The 19,644-nt window shown below is 66.0% G+C and carries 8 protein-coding genes; 2 read left to right on the top strand and 6 right to left on the bottom strand.

The window, feature by feature from the left end:
• Positions 1-39: 39 nt before the first annotated feature.
• Positions 40-1,548, bottom strand: a complete 1,509-nt coding sequence (locus BN6_RS43470; protein WP_158509367.1) for a polymorphic toxin-type HINT domain-containing protein — start codon at positions 1,546-1,548, stop codon at positions 40-42.
• A gap of 46 nt (positions 1,549-1,594) precedes the next feature.
• Here BN6_RS43470 and BN6_RS45490 point away from each other — a divergent pair, with 46 nt between their 5' ends.
• Positions 1,595-1,957, top strand: coding sequence for an SGNH/GDSL hydrolase family protein (locus tag BN6_RS45490; RefSeq protein WP_041312516.1), 363 nt, complete (start codon positions 1,595-1,597; stop codon positions 1,955-1,957).
• A 1,112-nt stretch (positions 1,958-3,069) separates the two neighbouring features.
• On the opposite strand, the gene BN6_RS10290 is transcribed toward BN6_RS45490, so the two are convergent.
• Both BN6_RS10290 and BN6_RS10285 read right to left on the bottom strand, forming a co-directional pair.
• Entirely contained in the window at positions 3,070-3,363 is a 294-nt protein-coding gene (locus BN6_RS10290) for a hypothetical protein (protein WP_041312514.1), read from the bottom strand.
• Positions 3,360-9,626: an RHS repeat domain-containing protein gene (locus BN6_RS10285; RefSeq protein WP_158509366.1), complete on the bottom strand. Its 6,267-nt coding sequence runs from the start codon at positions 9,624-9,626 to the stop codon at positions 3,360-3,362. Before BN6_RS10285 ends, BN6_RS10290 begins: the two co-directional genes overlap by 4 nt.
• A gap of 370 nt (positions 9,627-9,996) precedes the next feature.
• Between BN6_RS10285 and BN6_RS49520 the strand changes: the two genes are divergently transcribed.
• Entirely contained in the window at positions 9,997-15,381 is a 5,385-nt protein-coding gene (locus BN6_RS49520) for a LamG-like jellyroll fold domain-containing protein (protein ID WP_148302810.1), read from the top strand.
• 371 nt (positions 15,382-15,752) lie between these two features.
• Here BN6_RS49520 and BN6_RS41735 read toward each other — a convergent pair whose 3' ends face one another.
• From BN6_RS41735 to BN6_RS10265, 3 genes are read right to left on the bottom strand one after another with little or no spacing between them, the layout of a single operon-like run.
• A complete protein-coding gene (locus tag BN6_RS41735) occupies positions 15,753-17,147 on the bottom strand; it encodes a sensor histidine kinase (RefSeq protein WP_015099535.1) in 1,395 nt (464 codons plus the stop codon).
• A 29-nt stretch (positions 17,148-17,176) separates the two neighbouring features.
• Positions 17,177-18,721, bottom strand: coding sequence for a sensor histidine kinase (locus BN6_RS43465; RefSeq protein ID WP_231905183.1), 1,545 nt, complete (start codon positions 18,719-18,721; stop codon positions 17,177-17,179).
• The gene (locus tag BN6_RS10265; RefSeq protein WP_015099533.1) at positions 18,718-19,404 is read right to left on the bottom strand and encodes a response regulator transcription factor; all 687 of its coding nucleotides are present in this window, start codon (positions 19,402-19,404) and stop codon (positions 18,718-18,720) included. Before BN6_RS10265 ends, BN6_RS43465 begins: the two co-directional genes overlap by 4 nt.
• Positions 19,405-19,644 lie beyond the last annotated feature (240 nt).

The following is a 19,644-nucleotide window of genomic DNA, read 5'->3' as shown; positions in this document are numbered from 1 at the left end:
CAATCCGACGATTTCTTTCCGATTCCCGTGCTCGAAGTGTTACCCGCAACCTCCAGCCCTTTTGAAGACCTCCACACCCTTGGCAACAGCCTTTTCAAAATCTGGATACTTCTTGGCCAGTTCTTTCTTCAAACTCTTCGGCATTCCATCGAACTCGCCCGTCTGAGGATTGAAGTGGTACTTGGGGGCCTTGCTCGACTTTACACCGTTGATTTGCACCTGAAAGTGCATCTGCACCCCACTGGGCGCGCCTTCGATGTCAATCCGATATGGCCCGTTCTGCCAGACTAGGTGACTCTTCCCATTGAGGTCGAGATCTCCATCGTTGTGCACCAGGATCGACGTGGTACCGGCTACGACGTAGTACGTGTGGACAGCGTCGATCGTTAGGTTGTAGGTGCGTAGGTTGACATTGTAGCGGCATGCGCTCCGGATAGTCGCACGCCCGTTGCCAGGTGTGTTGAGCTGTTGGCCCACTCCAAGCTCGGCGGCGTCCACCCATTCACGCGCGGTGGCGTTGCAGAAGGGGTGATCGGCAGTGGTGCGGATCGTCCGGTCGCCACGCGGAGTGGCGATTACAAGGTCGACGTAGTCCTTGTCGGCGTCGGTGACGTGAACGGCAACCACACCGTGCTGCTCTGTTTCTTGACTCTCGGGCTCGCTGTTCGCGATATTGTCGCCGACCTTGATCTGGTCGATGCGCTTGGTGCTGCCGTCGGCCATGAGGACCCGCGTGTCACCGGTGAAACTGTTCGCGCACTTGACCGCTGCCTTGCCAGCGTCCGAAGTCTCTTCGAGCTTCTTCCCATTCTTCGCGATTTTGGCCAGTCCGGCTGCGATGCCGAGGAGGGGGATGGCGGAGGAGCAGGACATGCCCGCGTCGAGGAGTTCGCCGTAGCGGGCGTGGACGCCGCAGTTCGCGACGTCGGCCGCCTCCCCGAGCACCGGAATGAGACCGATGACGTCGAGGAGAAGCTGGAACTTCTCGCGGGTCATTCCCGGCCCGCAGCCCGGGCACTGGGCGTAGGTGTTCGTGGAAGCGGTGGTGGCCGAGCCAGCGCAGGAGTTCCTGCCGGCGTACGTGTCGAAGTTGCATCCGCCGCGCGCGGTCGGGGCGATCGCCTTTGCTGCCGGGGCGGGCGACGATGGGTGGGGGCCGCTGCGGTCGTAGCCCAGGCCGTTGCCGGGCTTCTTGCCGCCGCATTGGCCGTCGGGGCACATCCAGGTGGCCAGGCCGGTGGGGTCGCTGAAGGTGGTGGGGTTGTTCTCGGCGTAGACGTAGCCGGTCCACTGTTGCGGGTTGTCGAGGTCGAGGATCGGGTCGACGCTGATGAACCGACCGGTGACGGCGTCGTACTTGCGGGCGCCGATGTCGGTCAGGCCGGTGGTCTCGCTGACGGGTTTGTCGAGGAAGCCGTGGCGGTCGGGGCCAGGGCAGTCCTTGGGCTGGGGTGAGCTCGTTGCCGTACGGGTCGAAGGTGCGGCGGCTGACCGCGAAGCCGACCGACTGGACGGCGAGCGAGTTGGTGCGGTGCAGGTCGGAGACAAGGTAGGTGAGGTTGGTGCCGCTGGCGCGCAGGGCGACCGTGCCGAGGTGAGCGCGAACCTCACCCGACTGATCAGCACCGAACGCGCCAACGGCCTCAAACGCCACAACCGGACCGACGGCTCACGGGTGCACGTCATCCTCACCACCATCCCGCCACTGGGCCTCGCCGCCAACGACCCGAGGGAAACCCACCGACGCAACCTCAACCAAGCGCTACTCGCCAACTCGACCGACTACGACGCCGACCACGTCGTCGACTACGACGCCGCCGTCCGAGACACCACAAACCCCAACCAACTGGCACCCCAATACCTCACCAACGGCACACCCAACGACACCTACCACAACCAACTCGCCCAATACCTCGCCGACGCCGTCAACGACTTCCCACCCCGAGCCGAACTCTGACCAAGCCCCCGACTCGCCCGGCCCGAAGCAGCCGCCGGGCAAGCCAGGAATCGTTCCCCTCGCCCCACCATCCCGGCCCTGACCGGACACGTCGGCTGCGGTAGACACGCCACCACGTGCCAACTAAACCAAAGACCGCCCAAGTGAGCGTGCAGTCCTAGCCTGATCGCGCCAGATTCCTTTCCCGCCGCTCGACGTAGTTGCCAGCACTGGTCAGCCGAACCGGAACGGTTTGTGCGATCGGGCTCAGACCGCGACGTGATCGAGGGCGCAGGAGCACAGTTGAGCAGCGACCGGCCTTGATGACGAGCAGAATTAGGCCGTCGTCGACACCACCGAACGACGAGCACCAACCCCCAGAGGGCACCACGTAGGCCTTACTGCTGCCCCCGGTGCCGCTCCGCCAGGCCATCAACCGACGAAACGAGGACTCGTGAAAGGCTTCGCGCACGTCTCAGGACTCGTAGCGCAGGAGCACTTGACTCTTCAGAGACCACCGTCAAGGAGTCCACAACATGACCAGGACCTGACAGGGAGCAGCATCTGAACAGGTCAGGTCAGCAAAGCCGATGAAACCAGCACCAATTGACGAGTCAAGGTGTCGCTGAGCGGCGTGCTTGACCCGTCCGAACATCCCAAGATCACAAAAAGAGGGCCTTCGCATTGGCTGACCTGCGAAGACCCTCTTGGCCGTCGGGACGACAGGATTTGAACCTGCGACCCCTTCACCCCCAGTCGTGAAATGACTGAGCGCCGTGCTCGGGCCTGTTCTTCCAGGTCGTGTCCTAGTGTACGCGGCCGAGTAAAGGAGTCCGCGAGGGAACCTACGATTCGACCGGCCCTTCGACGAGAAGTTGCGCCTCTCGATGGCAACCTGTCGTCGAAGCAACCACCAGGCTCCCTAGATACCACGCTGCGACACCCACCAGCGCGGTGTATACCCCGCGTAGCGCCTCCACACCGGCCAGCATGCCAATTCCACTGAACACTCAACTCCTCTGCCAAGAGTTGCCGGACTTCTCAAATATTTCAGTTGCCCTCACCTGCGAATGAGCACCGACTCGACGAGTGTGAATACTGTGGGAAAATTGACGATGGAACCGAACCAACAGCTACTTCACATCACGGTCATCATCGTCCATCCGATCGAGGATATCGCCCAAATCTTCCTGAAATGCGGTGTTCTCAGGATACTGATCACGCCAGGTCCGGGAATTATGGACGACAATCTTGGCCTTGGACAGAGGCATCAGCCCGGATGCATCGAAAACAGACATGCAAGCAACCATGCTACACCCCATATTTCGCAGCCCCAGAAGGATCGTCTCAATGTCAGCACCCTGCTCTTTCCATCGAAGCACCTCGTCCAGATCGACGTCGACACCAAAGAAATCTTCAACCCTCATCTGCGCCCACCAACTCTATTGCCATGAATGTCGTACGTAACAGTCTGAGTGCGGTTAGTCTTCACGCGGAAGCCTGAAAAAGTGACGTACTGCACCCCGTGCTTCGCAGCCGCATCGGCCAGAACATGCTTGGTCGCCTCCACCATTGCAAGCTGACCAGGAGGCCTGGCCCCGACCTCATTGTAGACGGCCATGTCTCGAATGAGAAGCGTCCGAGCTCCCGAAGAGTCGACTTTTACTTCCACAATGCCGGTCACCTGGACCATGCCGCCATCGTGAGTGAAGAAGTTTCGATATTGACGTCCGAAAAATCCGCTGGAATGCACAGCGGAAGCACCTTGATTTCCGTCCGGCCGAAGGCTGCCCATCCCCATACCGGCACCCGTGGCCGCCGCCATGGCCCAGATCAGCGCATCCGAATCGGATGCACCCTGAGCGCTTGCGAGCGCAGCTTCCCCGAAGATTACCTCGTCCTCCTGGAGGCTGTGGTAGGTCTTCAGGTCACAGTCGGAACTTCCTGTAGCGATAGCCTCGGAGCACTTCGCACGAAGCGCAAATACGGTTCGCCACCGCGCGTCGTATTCATTGACGATCGGGGTTTTTCCGCCAGGGGTGTTCGCATCCAGCCCCGAGCTCAAGAATTCGGGGTTGAAATCGACTCCGGGCTTCCCAGGGACCTTATAACCCTGAATAACGCCTACGGATGAAGACCGCCCCGCGGGTGCGTCGCCTCCGAGTACCGGCTTCGTGGACGGCGGTCCGCAGCACTTGTCGTAATTGCGTGATCCACAGCCCGCGCCGTCGACTCCGCACTGGCGGATCAAGCCTGTGGGGTCGCTGTAGGTGGTGGGGTTGTTCTCGGCGTAGACGTAGCCGGTCCACTGTTGCGGGTTCTCGAGGTCGAGGATCGGGTCGACGCTGATGAACCGGCCGGTGGCGGGGTCGTATTTGCGGGCGCCGATGTCTGTCAGGCCGGTGGCTTCGCTGACGGGTTTGTCGAGGAAGCCGTGGCGGTCGGGCCAAGGCAGTCCTGCGACAGGGGTGAGCTGGTTGCCGTAGGGGTCGAAGGTGCGGCGGCTGACGGCGAAGCCCACGGACTGGATTGCGAGTGAGTTGGTGCCGTGCAGGTCGGGGACAAGGTAGGTGGGATTGGTGCCACTGGCGCGCAGAGCGACCGTCTTGTCCCCGTGGGTGTAGTAGCGGGTGGCGGTGACGACGCCGCTGGAGTCACGGGTGAACTCCTGGCCGGGCAGGTAGACGGTGGTTTTGCCCGGGTCTCGGCGCACCAACTGGTTGCCGTCGGCGTCGTAGATGTACTTCGTCGTTCCGCCCGGCGACGTGACCGTGTCGAGGTGGTTCTCGCGATCCCAGGCGAGCGTGTGCTCGCCGGAGGACAAAGTGCGGCGGGTGTTGTTGCCGGACTGGTCGTAGCCGTACGTTGCCGACGTCGAGCCGGACGGGCTGGTTGTGGTCGTGCTGGTCAGAGCGTGCGGTTGAGCAGCTCCGCTGGTCGGGTAGGCGTAGGTGCTGGTGGTGTCGCCGCCGGTAGCACCGGGCAGCGCGTGTTGGGTCTGGGTGGAACGCAGTCCGCCGGGCTCGAATGTCCACGACGTCCAGTACGGGGTGACGCCGCCGATGTTGGTGTGGCCAGCGGTGGTGGACGGCGCGCCGGCGCAGTCGTCGGTCGCGGTCCAGGCGTCGGACAGGCGGCGCAGGGCGTCGTACTTGTAGCACTGCGTGCGGACCGGTGCCTGGCCGGTGACGCCCTGGGTGTTGACGGACTTGGTGACGTTGCCCGCAGGGTCGTAGCTGTAACGGGTGTCGTCGAGTTGAGGACTCGCGGTCTGTGCGCTGAAGTTGGTGCTGGTGAGCCGCCGGGTCTGCGGGTCGTAGCCGTAGGTCAGCTTCGCCGAGCTGCTGTTCACGCCAAGTGAGAGCTGGTTGGTTTCGCCGAAGGCGGTGTACGAGGACCCGGAGACGTAGACGTTGCTTCCGTCGGTCAGGACGGGCAGGCCGTACTTGTTGTACTTGGTGCGGATGGTCTCGCCCGGCAGGCCACCGGCTGACGGCGGCTGGATCGACACGGGTTGCCCGGTCGAGGTGTAACCGTACAGCGTGGTGTAGACGGTGTTCAGGCCAGTCTCCGGGACCTGGGTGATCGTCTTGGCGACGAGGCCCTGGCCGTTGTACTCGCTCGGTCCGGTCCGGTAGAGGCCCTGCGGGGTGTGACGGGTGGTGAACCCCGGCATGCCGACACCGTTGATCGCGTTGTCATAGGTCCACGAAGCGAGCCTCGTTCCCGACGTCGAGTCGGCGAACTCACCGATCCTGCGACCCAACTCGTCGTAGATGAAGGCCAGAACCTGATTGCGGGCGTTGGTCGTGGTCAGTACCTGGCCGGCCAGGTCGTAGGTGGTGCTCGACGTGCCGGCGTCCGGATCGACCTGGCCGGTCTTGCGGCCCAGGAAGTCATAGGTGAACGTCCAGTGGTTGCCGACCTGGTCCTGGACCTTCTTCAGCAGCCCGAGCGGGCCGTACTCGCGGGTGACGGACTGGAACGTGCCACCGGTGACGGTGTTGCCGTTGATGGTCGGCTGCGCGGTGTAGTCACGTGTTTCGACGTCGCGACCGCGGGCGTCGGTGATGGTGGTCCTGGTGACCGCGCCGTCGGGCGGGAACACCGTGGTCCGGTCGCCGCCGTGGACGGTCCTGGTCTTCCAGGTCGACGTCAGTCCGTCGTACGCAGTGGCCAGGACGGCACGTCCGGCCCCGTCGTACTCGGTGACGGTGCGGTCGTCGACCTCCGAGTCGTTGACCTCGGACAGGGATGTGTTCGGCGCGCCGGCCAGGACGAAGCGGTTGTGGGTGCGTTGCACCCAGCCGTGGGAGTCGTAGTACGTGTCCTTGACTACTCGGTTCACGCTGCCGTCGAGGGCGTCGGACTGGGTTCTGCGCACTTGGCCGAAGGCGTCGAACAGGTCGATCTTGGTGACGTAGTTGGTGCCGTCGCGGTAGTCGACGAGGGTTTTGGTCGTCACGGCGAGCGGCCCGTTCGTGCGGAACAGGTACTCGTAGGTGATCGCGGGCGACCCACCGCTGTCACGCCGGAACTGCCCCGGCTTCCAGACCTCGACAACCCGACCCAGCGCGTCGTAGGCAACGTCGGTGCGTCGCCCTCCGACATCGATGGTGCCGGTGGGCTTGCCGCGTGCGGGGTCGACCTCGACGGTGCTGGTCTGGTTCTTGGCGTTGGTGGTCACCGTTTTGGTGAGCACGCCGCTGGAACTCTGCGTGTAGGCGGAACTGGTGGTCCGCTGGAGCGCGTCCGTCGTGGTGAGGATACGTCCGGCCACGTCGTAGGAGACTGTCCGGAGGGTGGCGAAGGTGAGTTGGTCGTTGGTGTTGGCAGTCGCGCCGTCGGTACGGGTTGCGTTGCCGACAACCACCTGCCCGAGGCTGGTCTGTTGGTCGAAGTAAGAGCGCGTGGAACCGAGGAGCGACGACTGGGCGATACCGTCGGCCGGGCACGCCTGCTGGGACACCACCCTTTCCGCGACTCGGTCACGCACCCAGGTGGTGGTGTTGTCAGCGTAGGTCGTACGGGTGCACAGGTCCGGCACGCCGGTGCCGGACTCCGTGCGGTTGGTCAGACGGCCGACGCCGTCGTAACGGCTGGCGACAGTCACGGTCCGAGTGCCGCCGCCCACGATGTGGGTGATCGTCCGCTTGCGGGTCTCGGCCACGATGGTCGCGGTCAGCGGGGGGAGTCCCGTACGGGCTCTGGTTGCCGTGGTTGCCACGATCGTCGGTTCGGTGACGGTGGTGGAGATGCGTGGGCCGCCGTGTCCGTCGAACAGCTCCTCTTCGAAGGCGGTGCCGGCGAGCTTCTCGTGGTCGGTCACTGATTCGCCGAGCGAGTTCGCTACGGCCGCCGGCCGGTTCCCGTTGTTCGGCATGGTGTCGCCGTCCATGCCCCGGAAGTACGTCGTCCGGATCAGCGTCTGCTTGTCGGGGACGTTGTTGTATTGGTGGGCGGTGTTGCCGGTCCGCTTCTCGACCTTGGCGTATCCGCGGAACTGGCCGTAGGTGCGGTGTTCGGGACGGACGATCTCGAAGTCATCGTGGTGCCAGGCAGGCGTGCCGAGGTAGGTGTACGAGGTTACCTGGGTCGGCGAAGTCGTCCTCCGGTCCTCGGGCAGTTGGTGTCGACCGAGGTCCTGCACCTCCACTCGCTCCACCAGGTACTTGTGGAAGTAGTCGAGCGTCGGGTCCTGGTTGAACGGCAGGGTCCAGAACACCGGGTAGCAGCGACGTGTGTTGTTCGCCAGGTCGGTCGGGACGCTGGTGCTCGTGCAGTCGGGTGCGCTGTAGGTTACCCGGATGGCAGCGCCTGTATCGGTCTGGATCTCGGTCAGGCGTTTGTGCGCCATGGCGGAATCGCTGCGGTACCCGACGACGCGATTGTCCAACGACTGGTAGGAGAACGTGACCGGCGGCAGTTCAATCGACGTGCCGTCCTTGAAACCCTTGCGGGTGATCGAGGAGAGAAGCAGCTCCTTGACCGTGTCGAGCGCGTCGGGGAAACGATGGGCCAGACGGTACTCGTCGACCTTGACCGGACCTGATCCCTGGTTGTACTGGGTGGTGATGGTGGTCAGGCGCTTGGCCGACCAGTACGACGGCGAGTGCACGTTGCACGGTGAACCCGCCTTGCACTCCTGGTCCTGCGGGACGTCAGGCCAGTACTTGGCGTTGGCCGCAGTGAACTGCGCCGGGTCGCAGCCGAACTGGGCGCTGGGCTGGCAGCGTTCAGCTAGGTCGAACACGACCTGGTTCGGCACCACCCCGCCGTAGATCGAACCATTCACGTTGCGCAGGCCGTAGTCGGTGCGCTTGAGCAGACCGCCACGGGTGTAGGCGACACCTGTGGTCTGCATGTTGGCACCGTAGTGATTGGTCTCCGGCGTGTAGTAGTACGAGGTGACGTTGCCAAGGGCGTCTTCGACGAAGTCGAGGTTCCAGCGCCATGCCTGCATACACCAAGAGGAGGCAAACCCGTTGGCGTTGTAGCACTTGTCGCCCGACCGCGGCCCGTACACGGGAACGGTCCACGCTGAGTTCGTCTGCTCCTGGTTGGTGTAGCCGGGCCCCCGGTTGCGGCCGAAGTAGTAGCTCACCCCGGCGGTGTTGGTGACCTTCCAGTACTCGCCGCTGTTCACACCATTGGACGCGCCCGTGAGCAGTTCGATCCGCGCGCCGTCGTCGGCGGCGAACTTCCAGGTGTTGGTGGCTTCCTCATAGACGAGGTCCGCTGCCTGGCCGCCAAGATTCATCGTGACGACTTGCCCCGCCCAGCAGAGGTCCCCGGTCTGCTGCGCTTGCGGCAGTGTCGTGTCCGAGGCGCAGGTCCGATAGGTGCGCTCGATCGACCCCGGCGAGTAATCCCAGCCCTGGCCGATCCACGACGACTGGTTGTTTGTCGCCATCGTCCGCCCGTCCACGGTGGACGAGCTGTAGGACAAGGCCACGCCTGGGGCCACCGCCGTGCCATAGGACGTGGTCGGCAGTTCGATGGGGTACGACCAGCCGAAAGTGCCCGAGCTACCGGAAACCGACCAAGTGCCCGACGGGGACAGCGCGGAAGCCTCGTAGGTGCCGTTCGGCCCTCCGCCTTCGGCGGTGGCGGCCAGCACCACGGGCGCTGCGGCCAGGCGCGCGGTCACTGTCCGCGCGTCGGGGTCGTTCTGCGACGGCACCGGCGTGCGGACCTGGCACTGCGGCACTTCGGGGGTCGTCAGCGCACACTCGGGAAGTCGCTCCAAGCGGAGCCGGGAGCCGAACTCACCACCGATGGCGTTGCGGAAGCCGGAGTAGTCCAGACCCACGGACATCGTGCCGTCCGCGTCTTTCGGAGCCGTTACTGAGAGCACGACGCCGGTGACACCGGCCCGTTGCGCGGCGGCCTGGTCGACGATCTCCACTTCGACCGGCTTCTCGCCCGCCCCGAGCGCGATCGTCACGGGGAGGTCGCCCACGCGTCGCGGGGACGCGCCTGCGAACACCGTTGCCCTGCCCGCGCTGGGCCAGGTCGCATCGGTCGCTTCGAAGGCGGCCGGTTCGGCGGCGGGTTCCTCGCGTGGCGGGGCCACCTCGGAGTGCGGAATCGGTTTCACCTGCTCCGCGACCGGCTGTGCGACCGTGCGGACGAGGTCGGAGGTGAGCCCCACCGCGAGCGAGGTCGCGACCGCGAACGACAGGAGCACGGCCCCCACGCGTCTGCGTCGCCTCGGGCGAGATCTGTCCATAGTGGACGTGCGCACGGAACTGCCCTCGAGCATGTCTCAAGCCCCCCTGAAACAGAACCATGATCGGCCACGGCGAGCGGAACAGTAAGCCATCGGCGACCACTCCGGAAGTCTCATCCGGAGCAACTCCTGAAGATTTTTCAGGTGCCGGTCATGAGTCGCCGACGTTACCGCCTCTGGTGTGTTGCTTGTCACACTTAGTTCGCCTTTCCGCAGCTAGCGAGCGTGGCTAACGTCTGCTCCAACCTGATCAGGCCGAGTTGTGGAACTACCCGGGGGATTCGTGCGTCCAATACTTTCTGGCTTCGCCATGCGTAAAAGATCTTTCGTGGTCGCGGCACTGACCGCGTGCGCTCTCGCCGCTCAGACCCTCGTCGGGATGGCGCCCGCCGCGATCGCCGAGCCGGAACCGACAGCGTCGGCCGACCAGCCTTCACCGGCGGACGTCCGCACCACGCAGGAGAAGAGCGCGCTCGGCGAGGCGCAGCGCACCGGTGTATCGGTGCCGGTGGAGGACAAGCTCACCGAGACCAGCACGGTCCTGGCCAACCCGGACGGCACGCTCACCCTGCGGTCCCACGCGAAGCCGGTGCGCGCCAACAAGGACGGCGCCTGGCACGACGTCGACACGAACCTCTCCACCGCGGCCGACGGTACGCTCACGCCGGCCGCCATTCCGATCGACGTGGCCTTCTCCGGCGGCGGCACCACGCCGCTGGTGACGATGCGGGAAGACGGCAAGGAGTTCTCGCTCAGCTGGCCGACACCGCTGCCCGCCCCGACGGTCGACGGATCCAGCGCGATCTATCCGGAAGTACTGCCGGGAGTGGACCTGCAGCTCACGGCGAACAGCACCGGGTACTCGGAGGTGCTGGTCGTCAAGAACGAACAGGCCGCCGCGAATCCCGCGCTGTCGTCGTTCACGCTGCACGCCGCGACCGACGGTCTCAACCTGATCAGTGCCGACGACGTCCTCAGCGCGACGGACGACAGCGGCAAGGTGGTCTTCCAGGGCTCCACGCCGATCATGTGGGACTCGACCCGGGACGAGAAACGCGGCCCGGCGCCAACCGCCACCGACCCCGGCGGCGGCAAGGTGTCCACATTGGACATCGTCGCCACCACTGTCGACAACGGGGCGTCGACGACCGCGGAACTCACCATCAGTCCCGACGACGAGGCGCTGCGTGGTGAGGATGTCCAGTACCCGGTCTACATCGACCCGCTGATGTCCCGCTACCACGACGGGTGGGCCGAGGTCACCAGCAGTGGCTGGCACTACTGGAACGCGAACATGGACGCCCAAGTCGGCCTGTGCGGCAACTGGACCAACTGCGATGGCAGCTGGGTCGCCCGCTCGTTCTTCCGCTTCACCACCAACGAGCTGCGCGAGCGCAACGGTCGTGAACCCAAGGTGTTCAGCGCCGCAGTCTACGCGATGCAGAAGCACGGCACCTCGTGCAACACCGACTACCCCGTCTCGCTGTACCAGACCGACGCGTTCGACTGGAACACCCGCTGGCCCGGCCCGAACGGTGGCCCGATCGACACCCAGTGGTCCCGCGCCGGCGAGGACTGCGGCGGCGCGGGCAAGTTGGAGTTCAACGCCTGGTCTCCTGTGTCCGGCATCATCGAGCACAACTGGGACTACCTGCACGTCGGCCTCCGCTCGCCCGACGAGGGCAACCGCAACCAGTGGAAGAAGTTCGCCAACAACCCCTATCTTGACGTGCTGTACGCGTTCCCACCCAACCCGGCGACCGGCCTGTGGGTCGGCGACGGGGTGAACTGCGGCGGCAAGGTCGTCACCGCGTCCGCGAAGCCGACGCTGTACGCGACCGCCACGGACAACAACCCCGACCCGCTCCCGTTGGGCCTGTACTACGAGGTGTGGACCTCCGACGGCCTCACGTTGAAGGCCAACACGGGCTCCTCCCCGCCGACCGTGATCTCCTCCGGCAGTCAGGGCGCGTGGATCACCAACAACGCGCTGCCCAACGGCGACTACGCCTACAGGGTGTCGGTGCAAAACAAGTTCCCCAGTGACCCGAACAAGGACCTGTGGGCCGGCTTCTACTCGAACTGGTCCTACTTCACCGCCCGGCCCGACCCGATCACCGCCGCCCCGACGATCAGCAGCGCCGACTACCCCGCCGGCTACTGGGGCCGCCCGCAGAACCTGCCCGGCACCTTCACCTTCGACGCCAATGGTGCCGCGAACATCGTCGGCTTCACGTACACCTTCACCGGTGCCGGGACCGAGGTGGTGCCCGCGGCCAACGACTGCGACTACAACCGCACGTTCGGCACCACAGGGGGCTGGGCCGCCAACAACGGCGGCAAGGCCACCATCACCCTGCCCGCCGGCATGAGCCCCGGCTACCACACCGTGCACGTGCGCAGCTTCGACGACGCCCACAAACTCTCGCCCCGGTCGCAGGCCTACACCTTCTACGTCGCACCCTCCTACGTCACGCCGGTTCCCGTGCAGCGGATCGAGGCGGAGAACATCACTCCGACCGGCACCGTCCCCGGCACCGTGACTACCGACCCGGTCGCCTCCGGCGGCAAGTACGTCACCGCCACCGCGTCGACCAGCGGCAGCACCGACCGCATCCGGTTCCCGTTCACCGTGCCGACCACCGGTGACTACAACCTCGACGCGGGCCTGATCGACAGCGCGGCCCTGCCGGACAACGCCGAGTTCGAGCTCGACGGCCGGCAAGTCGGCAACATGTTCACCTCGGCTGGCACCCAGCCGACCCGCGTCGACCTGCAACTCGCCGGCGTCCGCCTCGCGGCCGGCCCGCACGAACTGGCCGTGAAGATCACCAAGAAGGCTGGCTCAACGGCAACGACGTTCAAGGTGGGGCTCGACTACATCGACCTCTCCCCGACCGTGAAGCTCGACTTCGAGGCCCTCGCCGTGACGGCCCAGGACAAGCCCCTGAGCCACTGGGGCAACCCGGTGTGGAACAGCAGCGCCATGAAGCGGTTCGAGGCCGACAACACCGGCCAGTCGATCAGCTTCACCGTCACCACGCCGATCGAAGCCGATTACGCCGTCGGACTCGGCATGGTCAAGAACAACAACCGCGGCAAGTTCACCGTCAGCATCGACGACACCGTGATCGGCAAGACCGACACCACCCCCGTCGACGGCTACGACCCCAACATGATCAATACCTACGTCGGGCTCGGCGGCACCCACCTGACCCCGGGCAACCACACCATCACCTTCAAGGTGATCGACGCCAACCCGGCGTCCGCCGCACCCAAGTACCTGATCGGTCTGGACTACCTGACCATCCAACCGATCAACAACGTCACAGCCTCCAGCTTCACCGACGCCATGAACAACGACGGCATCGCCGACGACGGCGTCAACGGCAACTTCGGCGCAGCGGGCAGCTCCCTGTCCGCGCAAACCCTGGCCGCCGCCGGACTCGCGCCTGGCAACACCGTCATGATCGGCGGCGCGGCATTCACCATGCCCACAGCCAATACCACCACCGGCAACGACCACGTCGTCGCCGTTGGCCAGACCATCCCGTTCCCCGCCGCGCAACAGGTCAAGGCAGCGGCCGTCGGGCTGCTGGCGCTGAGCACCTGCGGCACCACGCCGGAACGGCACGGCACCATCACCTACACCGACGGCACCGCCACCAACCCGCTGTTCCCCGAGCTCGGCGACTGGGTCAAGCCCATCCCGGACAACCCCACGGGCATCACCCTGTCCTACCGCAACTACCAGCTGGTCAAAGAGCCGCAGTACCAACCGGTGATCACGCCGATCTTCCTGCCGGCGGATCCCACCCGCACCATCAAGTCGATCACCCTGCCCATCTACGGCAGCACCCTGCTCGACCGCGACTGCGACACCGAACTCCACGTCCTCGCCATGGCACCCCGCCCCGTCGACACCGGGTGGATCGGAACGTGGGTGGCACCGGTCGACGCCGCGGTCGTCCCTCCCGGCGGGCACGGCTTCGGCAACAAGACCCTGCGCACGGTCCTGCACCCGACCGTCACCGGTGGCCAAGCGCGGGTGAAGCTGTCCAACGCGCTCAACCCCGCCCCCGTCACGATTGGCGCCGCCACCCTCGCGGCCCAGACCGGAACCGACTCCGCCACGACCACACCCACCACACTCACCTTCTCAGGCGGATCATCGGTCACGATCCCCGCCGGAGGCGAGGCGTACAGCGACCCGGTCACGTCCCCGAGCGGTGGCAACGGCAACCTCGTCGTCAGCCTCCACCTGCCCAACGCCACCACCCTCGCCCCCGTACACGCCAACGCCACCGCGCCCACCTACCTCGCCGCCGGCAACACCGTGACCAACACCAACGGCACACCGTTCACCACAACCCTGAACGGCAGCTACTTCGTCACCGGCGTCGACGTGTCCACACCGGACACCAGCCAGGGCACGATCGTCGTCCTCGGCGACCACCTCACCGCCACCGCGCCACCCGGCACCACCCAACGCAACACCTGGGTCGACCACCTGCCCGGCAAGCTCGCCGGCGTCGGCGCCACCCTGCCCGGCGGCCTGGTCAACGCCAGCCGCGCAGGCATCCCCGACACCGCCCGCTGGCGCCTCGACGACGGCACCGGCACCACCGCCCGAGACGCCGTCGGCACCAACACGGCCACCACCCACGGCGGCACCACCTGGAGCACCGACCACAACGGCTCCGTCGCCCTCAACGGCACCAACGCCTACCTGCAGACCGCGGGGAAGGTCCTCGACACCTCCACGAGCTTCAGCGTCACCGCTTGGGCCAAAATCGCCTCCCTCGACACCTACCAGACCATCGTCAGCCAGGACGGTGTCACCGGAAGCACGTTCTTCCTCCAGTACAACACGCAACAACGCCGCTGGGCGCTGAGCATCCACGGACAGGACACACTCCAACACGACTACTGGCGCGCCTATTCCACCAACGAACCGGTCCCGAACACCTGGACCCACCTCGCCGCCACCTACGACGCCACCACCCGCACCGCACGCCTCTACGTCAACGGCAACCTCGAAGGAACCGCTACCAACGTCACCACGTTCCCCACCAACGGCCCCTTCACCATCGGCCGCGCCCGCTACGCCAACAACCACACCGACTACTTCAACGGCTCCATCGCCGACGTCCGCGCCCACCAACGCACCTTGAGCACCGCGGACATCCGGCAGACGCAACAGAACAACAGCCTGCCCGACCTGGGCGCATCCTCAGCCGGCAACTCCGCGATCGACACCTACCGATCCGCCTTCAGCGCACCCAACGTCCGCACCATCCTCGTGGCAGCGGGCGCCACCGACATCCTCAACGGCGCGTCAGCCCCCGAGGTGAGCGCGAACCTCACCCGACTGATCAGCACCGAACGCGCCAACGGCCTCAAACGCCACAACCGGACCGACGGCTCACGGGTGCACGTCATCCTCACCACCATCCCGCCACTGGGCCTCGCCGCCAACGACCCGAGGGAAACCCACCGACGCAACCTCAACCAAGCGCTACTCGCCAACTCGACCGACTACGACGCCGACCACGTCGTCGACTACGACGCCGCCGTCCGAGACACCACAAACCCCAACCAACTGGCACCCCAATACCTCACCAACGGCACACCCAACGACACCTACCACAACCAACTCGCCCAATACCTCGCCGACGCCGTCAACGACTTCCCACCCCGAGCCGAACTCTGACCAAGCCCCCGACTCGCCCGGCCCGAAGCATCGGCCGGGCAAGTCGGAAACGGTTCTGCCCTGGTCCACCAACATGGGCCATACGCGCCACTCGCAACCAGAGTATCGACAGCAAGCCCCGCAGCGAGTAACGCGATTCCCTTGCACGTGACCGCTTGCCGTTGCTCATCGAGCAGGTGGCCTGCCCCGGTGCCAGCCGACGCAGTCGAGTCGGTGGTCGACCTGTGCCACATCGATCTCACACGCGCTTCCGGCGCTCTACGCGCAGAAGAGAGTACAGCTCGCACATCGGCCGACAGGTAGCCGAAAGGCTTCGAGAATGCGCCCGTGATTCCCGGTCAGGTCGAACCGGTTAACCACTAGCCAGGCTTCTACGCTGCTGCGGGGAACGTGGCGATCAGGTGCGCTCCACCGTTGGGGTGATCGGTGGCGTGGAGGGTCGCCATGTGGGCGGTGGCGATCCGTCGGGCGATGGGCAGGCCGAGTCCGGTGCCGCCTGTGTCGCGGGTGCGGGCGTCGTCCAAGCGGGTGAAGCGGTCGAAGACGCGTTCGCGGTCTTTCGATGGGATGCCAGGGCCGTCGTCGAGTACCTCCAGGGCCACGTGGTCGTCGGCGACGGCCACGTGGACGGTGATGGTTGTGGTGGCGTGGCGTTCGGCGTTGTCGAGCAGGTTGCCCAGCAGGCGCTCCAGCAAAGCGCGGCGGCCGTGCACCCGCGCCGGGCGTTCGGGCAGGTCGACGGTGACGACGTGGCGGCTCCGACGGCGGGCGGTGTGGTCGCGGACCAGGGTGATCAGGTCGATGATCTCGCCGGCGGCGCCCGCGGTGGCGATGGTGGTGGTGTGGTCGAGGCGGGCGAGCAGGAGCAGGTCGCCGGCGAGGTGTTGCAGGCGTTCGGTATCGACCAGGGCGGCGTCGACGACCGCGGGCCAGTCGGCTTGACGGGGGTGGGCGGTGGCGATCTCCAACTCGGCGCGCAGCGCGGCGATCGGGCTGCGCAGTTCGTGGGAGGCGTCAGCGACGAACCGTCGGTTGTCCTCCGCCGCGACCTGCAGTCTGTCGAGCGTCGCGTTCACGGCTTCCGCCAGTCTCGTGAGTTCTGTGCGTCCTCGTGGCGTCGGCACCCGGCGGGCGAGGTCGCTATCGGTGATTTCGGCCAGTTCTCGTCGGATTGCCTCTACAGGGCGCAGCAGACGTCCGGTCGCCGTCCACACGGCTCCGCCGACCAGCGCGCACAGTCCGATGAACCCACCGGCCAGCATCAGCACCCGCTGGCTGAGGGTGCGTTGCGCTTCCGCGATCGCCTCGGCGTCTTCCGGCTGCAAGGGAAAGTAGGAGGTTAGTGTCTCGCCGGAATCCCGCACGATCCTGTAGTCGGTGTCGTCCGGGTCGGTGAAGGGCCAGATCGACAGAACCGGAACATAGGCTGTCGAGTCGTAGCTCGCGACACTGATCAAGACCTTGTCGGCGTCCGGGAGTTCCCGTACGACCACGTCGCCCGATCTCGTGGGGCGTGTCGCCAGGGCGTGGGCACCGAGTTCGCATCGGTGACCGTAGGAAGCACGTGGCGCATCGCCTGTCTGACTGCCGGGCAGGTGCACGTCGTGGAGCACCGAGTCCGCGATGACTCCCCCGACGCACAACGCGTTCCGGCGGACCGGTGCCGAGTCGTAGCTTTCCGCCTGCGCGCGCAGGAACATCACGGCGACGGCGGCGGCGGCGAATAGGGGCACGGCGACCACTGTGGTGACGGCCAGCGTCATCATCACCCGAAGTGACTGTCCTCGTGTCTTCATCACCGGCGACCGTTCGGGCCTCGACCAGTACCCCGTTCCGCGGACGGTGGCGCTGGCGCACGATCCGCGTCGGAATCGGTGTTCCGCAGGGTGCCGTGTGGCTGGAGCGGGAGAACGGCGACGAGTCGTGCACCGCCGGCGGCGGGACCGTCGGTGGCGTGGAGGGTGCTGTGATGGGCGGTGGCGATCCGTCGGGCGATGGGTAGCCCGAGTCCGGTGCCGCCGGTGTCTCGGGTGCGGGAGTGGTCGAGGCGGGTAAAGCGGTCGAAGACGCGTTCGCGGTCTTCGGGTGGAATGCCGGGGCCGTCGTCTCGGACTTCGAGGACCACGTGGTGGTCGGTGGTGGTCAGGCTGATGTGGATGGTCGTGGTGGCGTGGCGTTCGGCGTTGTCGAGCAGGTTGCCCAGCAGGCGGTCGAGCAGGGCGCGGTTGCCACGTACGGGGATCGGGTGGTCGGGCAGGTCGGTGATCAAGGTGTGCCGGGTGCGACGGCGCGCGGTGTGGTCGTGGACGAGGGCGGTGAGGTCGACAGTCGCCTCGTGGCCTGCGGTGGGGGTGTGGTCGAGGCGGGCGAGCAGGAGCAGGTCGGTGGCCAGTTGTTGCAGGCGGTCGGTGTCGGCCAGGGCCGCGTCGACCACGGCGGGCCAGTCGGTCAGGCCGGGGTGGGCGGTGGCGATCTCCAACTCGGCGCGCAGCGCGGCGATCGGGCTGCGCAGTTCGTGGGAGGCGTCGGCGACGAAGCGCCGGTTGTCCTCCACGGCGACCTCCAGTCGGTCCAGTGTCGCGTTGACCGTGGTGGCCAACCCCGCGATCTCGTTGCGGGCACGAGGTACGGGGACGCGGCGGGACAGGTCGTGCTCGGTGATGTCGGCCATCTCGCGCCGGATGGCCTCCACCGGCCGCAACACCCGGCCGACCGCGATACGCACCACGCATCCGAACAGACCGATCAGCAACAACGCTCCACTCGCCAGGGAGAACACCCGGAGGTTGAGGGTCCGTTGCGGTTGCGCGAGCAGGGCACGGCGCTTCGCCGCATCCTGCTCTACCTCGGAGAACGCGGGTAGGTATTTCCCCTTCGGAATGCCGGCTCCGGGTATCCCGGAGAGGGGAAGCGGGTCAGAAGCCATACCTGTGTCCGTGACCGCCCGGTAGGTCATTCTTTCGGGCTCGTTGAAGGGCCAGAGCGACAGCTGCGGAATCAACGCGGTCGAGTGGTAGGAGGCACGGATGGCAGTGACTCTGTCCTTGTAGGTGATCCTGTTGGAAGTCAGGCTGCCGACTTCTCTCCAGTCCATCTCCACGACACCGTCGTGGAGAGCGCAGACACCTGTGGGCATTTTCTTCGGATCCTCCTCCGTCGCCCACACTTCCACGCAGATGCCGATATTGATCACCGGCGCGTTATCGAACCGCATTGCCTGGGTCTTGAGGAAGACGGCGGCGAGCGCGGCCACCGCGAGGACCGGGATGGCGGTCACGGCGGTGGCGATCATGGTCACGCGCCGACGCAGCCCACGCGACGACGGCGCCTGTCGGCTCACGCGGACCCTCCCTGGTGGTTGTCTATGCGGTAGCCGACGCCGCGGACTGTGGTGATGGTGTGTCGGTGGAACGGTGCGTCGATCTTGCGGCGCAGGGTGCTGATGTAGACCTCGACCAGGTTCGGGTCCGGTTCGCGGGCCTCGTCCCACACCCCGGCGATGATCTCGGATTTGGTCACCACCTGGTCCCGGCGGCGGAGCAGGTGCTCCAGCACCGCGAACTCCTTGGCGGTCAGCGCGATGGCCTCGTGGCCGCGGCGGCAGGTGCGTGCGGCCGGGTCCAGCTCCAGGTCCCCCGCCCGCAGCACGGCAGGGCGGGCGGTGCCGCCGCGGCGTACGAGCGCTCGCAGTCGGGCGACCAGCACCGGGTAGGAGAACGGCTTGGTCAGGTAGTCGTCGGCGCCGGTGTCCAGGCCCTCGGTCTCGTCCAGTTCGCCGTCCTTGGCCGTGAGCATGAGGATCGGTGTCCACACCCCGGCGGCCCGCAGTCGTGCACACACGCGATATCCGTTCAGGCCCGGGAGCATCACGTCCAGCACGATCACGTCATAGGCGTGCTCCGTCGCCCGCCACAGGCCGTCGGAGCCGTTGTATTCCACATCGACCGCAAAATTCTCGGCGACAAATCCGCGGACGAGCAGTCCGGCCATGCGCCGATCGTCCTCCACCACCAGTACCCGCATGCCTCCACCATGGCGCAGTCGCCGCCTCCTGTCCCTGAAATCCGCTTCAGGCCTCTACAGGAGTCCTTCAGTTCCCATCTGCCACGGTGTCGCAGGCTCCGGTATCGGAAAACGAATCACCGGACCACGTCGGGCCTCCGGGCAGGGAATAACGGGGGGTTCCCGGAACCCCGACGAGCCGTGCTGGCCGGCTGAGGTGGTAACACACCCCAGCCGGCCGGCATGACGGGGCCGAAAAAT

Source organism: Saccharothrix espanaensis DSM 44229 (assembly GCF_000328705.1).
Classification (GTDB): Bacteria; Actinomycetota; Actinomycetes; order Mycobacteriales; family Pseudonocardiaceae; genus Actinosynnema; species Actinosynnema espanaense.
The sequence above is the reverse complement of the archived record's forward strand: the minus strand, read 5'-3'. Positions and strand labels throughout refer to the sequence as shown.

Coding starts and splice junctions, on each gene's coding strand:
- BN6_RS10265 (WP_015099533.1), bottom strand. CDS start 19,404: ATGCGGGTACTGGTGGTGGAGGACGATCGGCGCATGGCCGGACTGCTC.
- BN6_RS10290 (WP_041312514.1), bottom strand. CDS start 3,363: ATGAGGGTTGAAGATTTCTTTGGTGTCGACGTCGATCTGGACGAGGTG.
- BN6_RS41735 (WP_015099535.1), bottom strand. CDS start 17,147: ATGATGACGCTGGCCGTCACCACAGTGGTCGCCGTGCCCCTATTCGCC.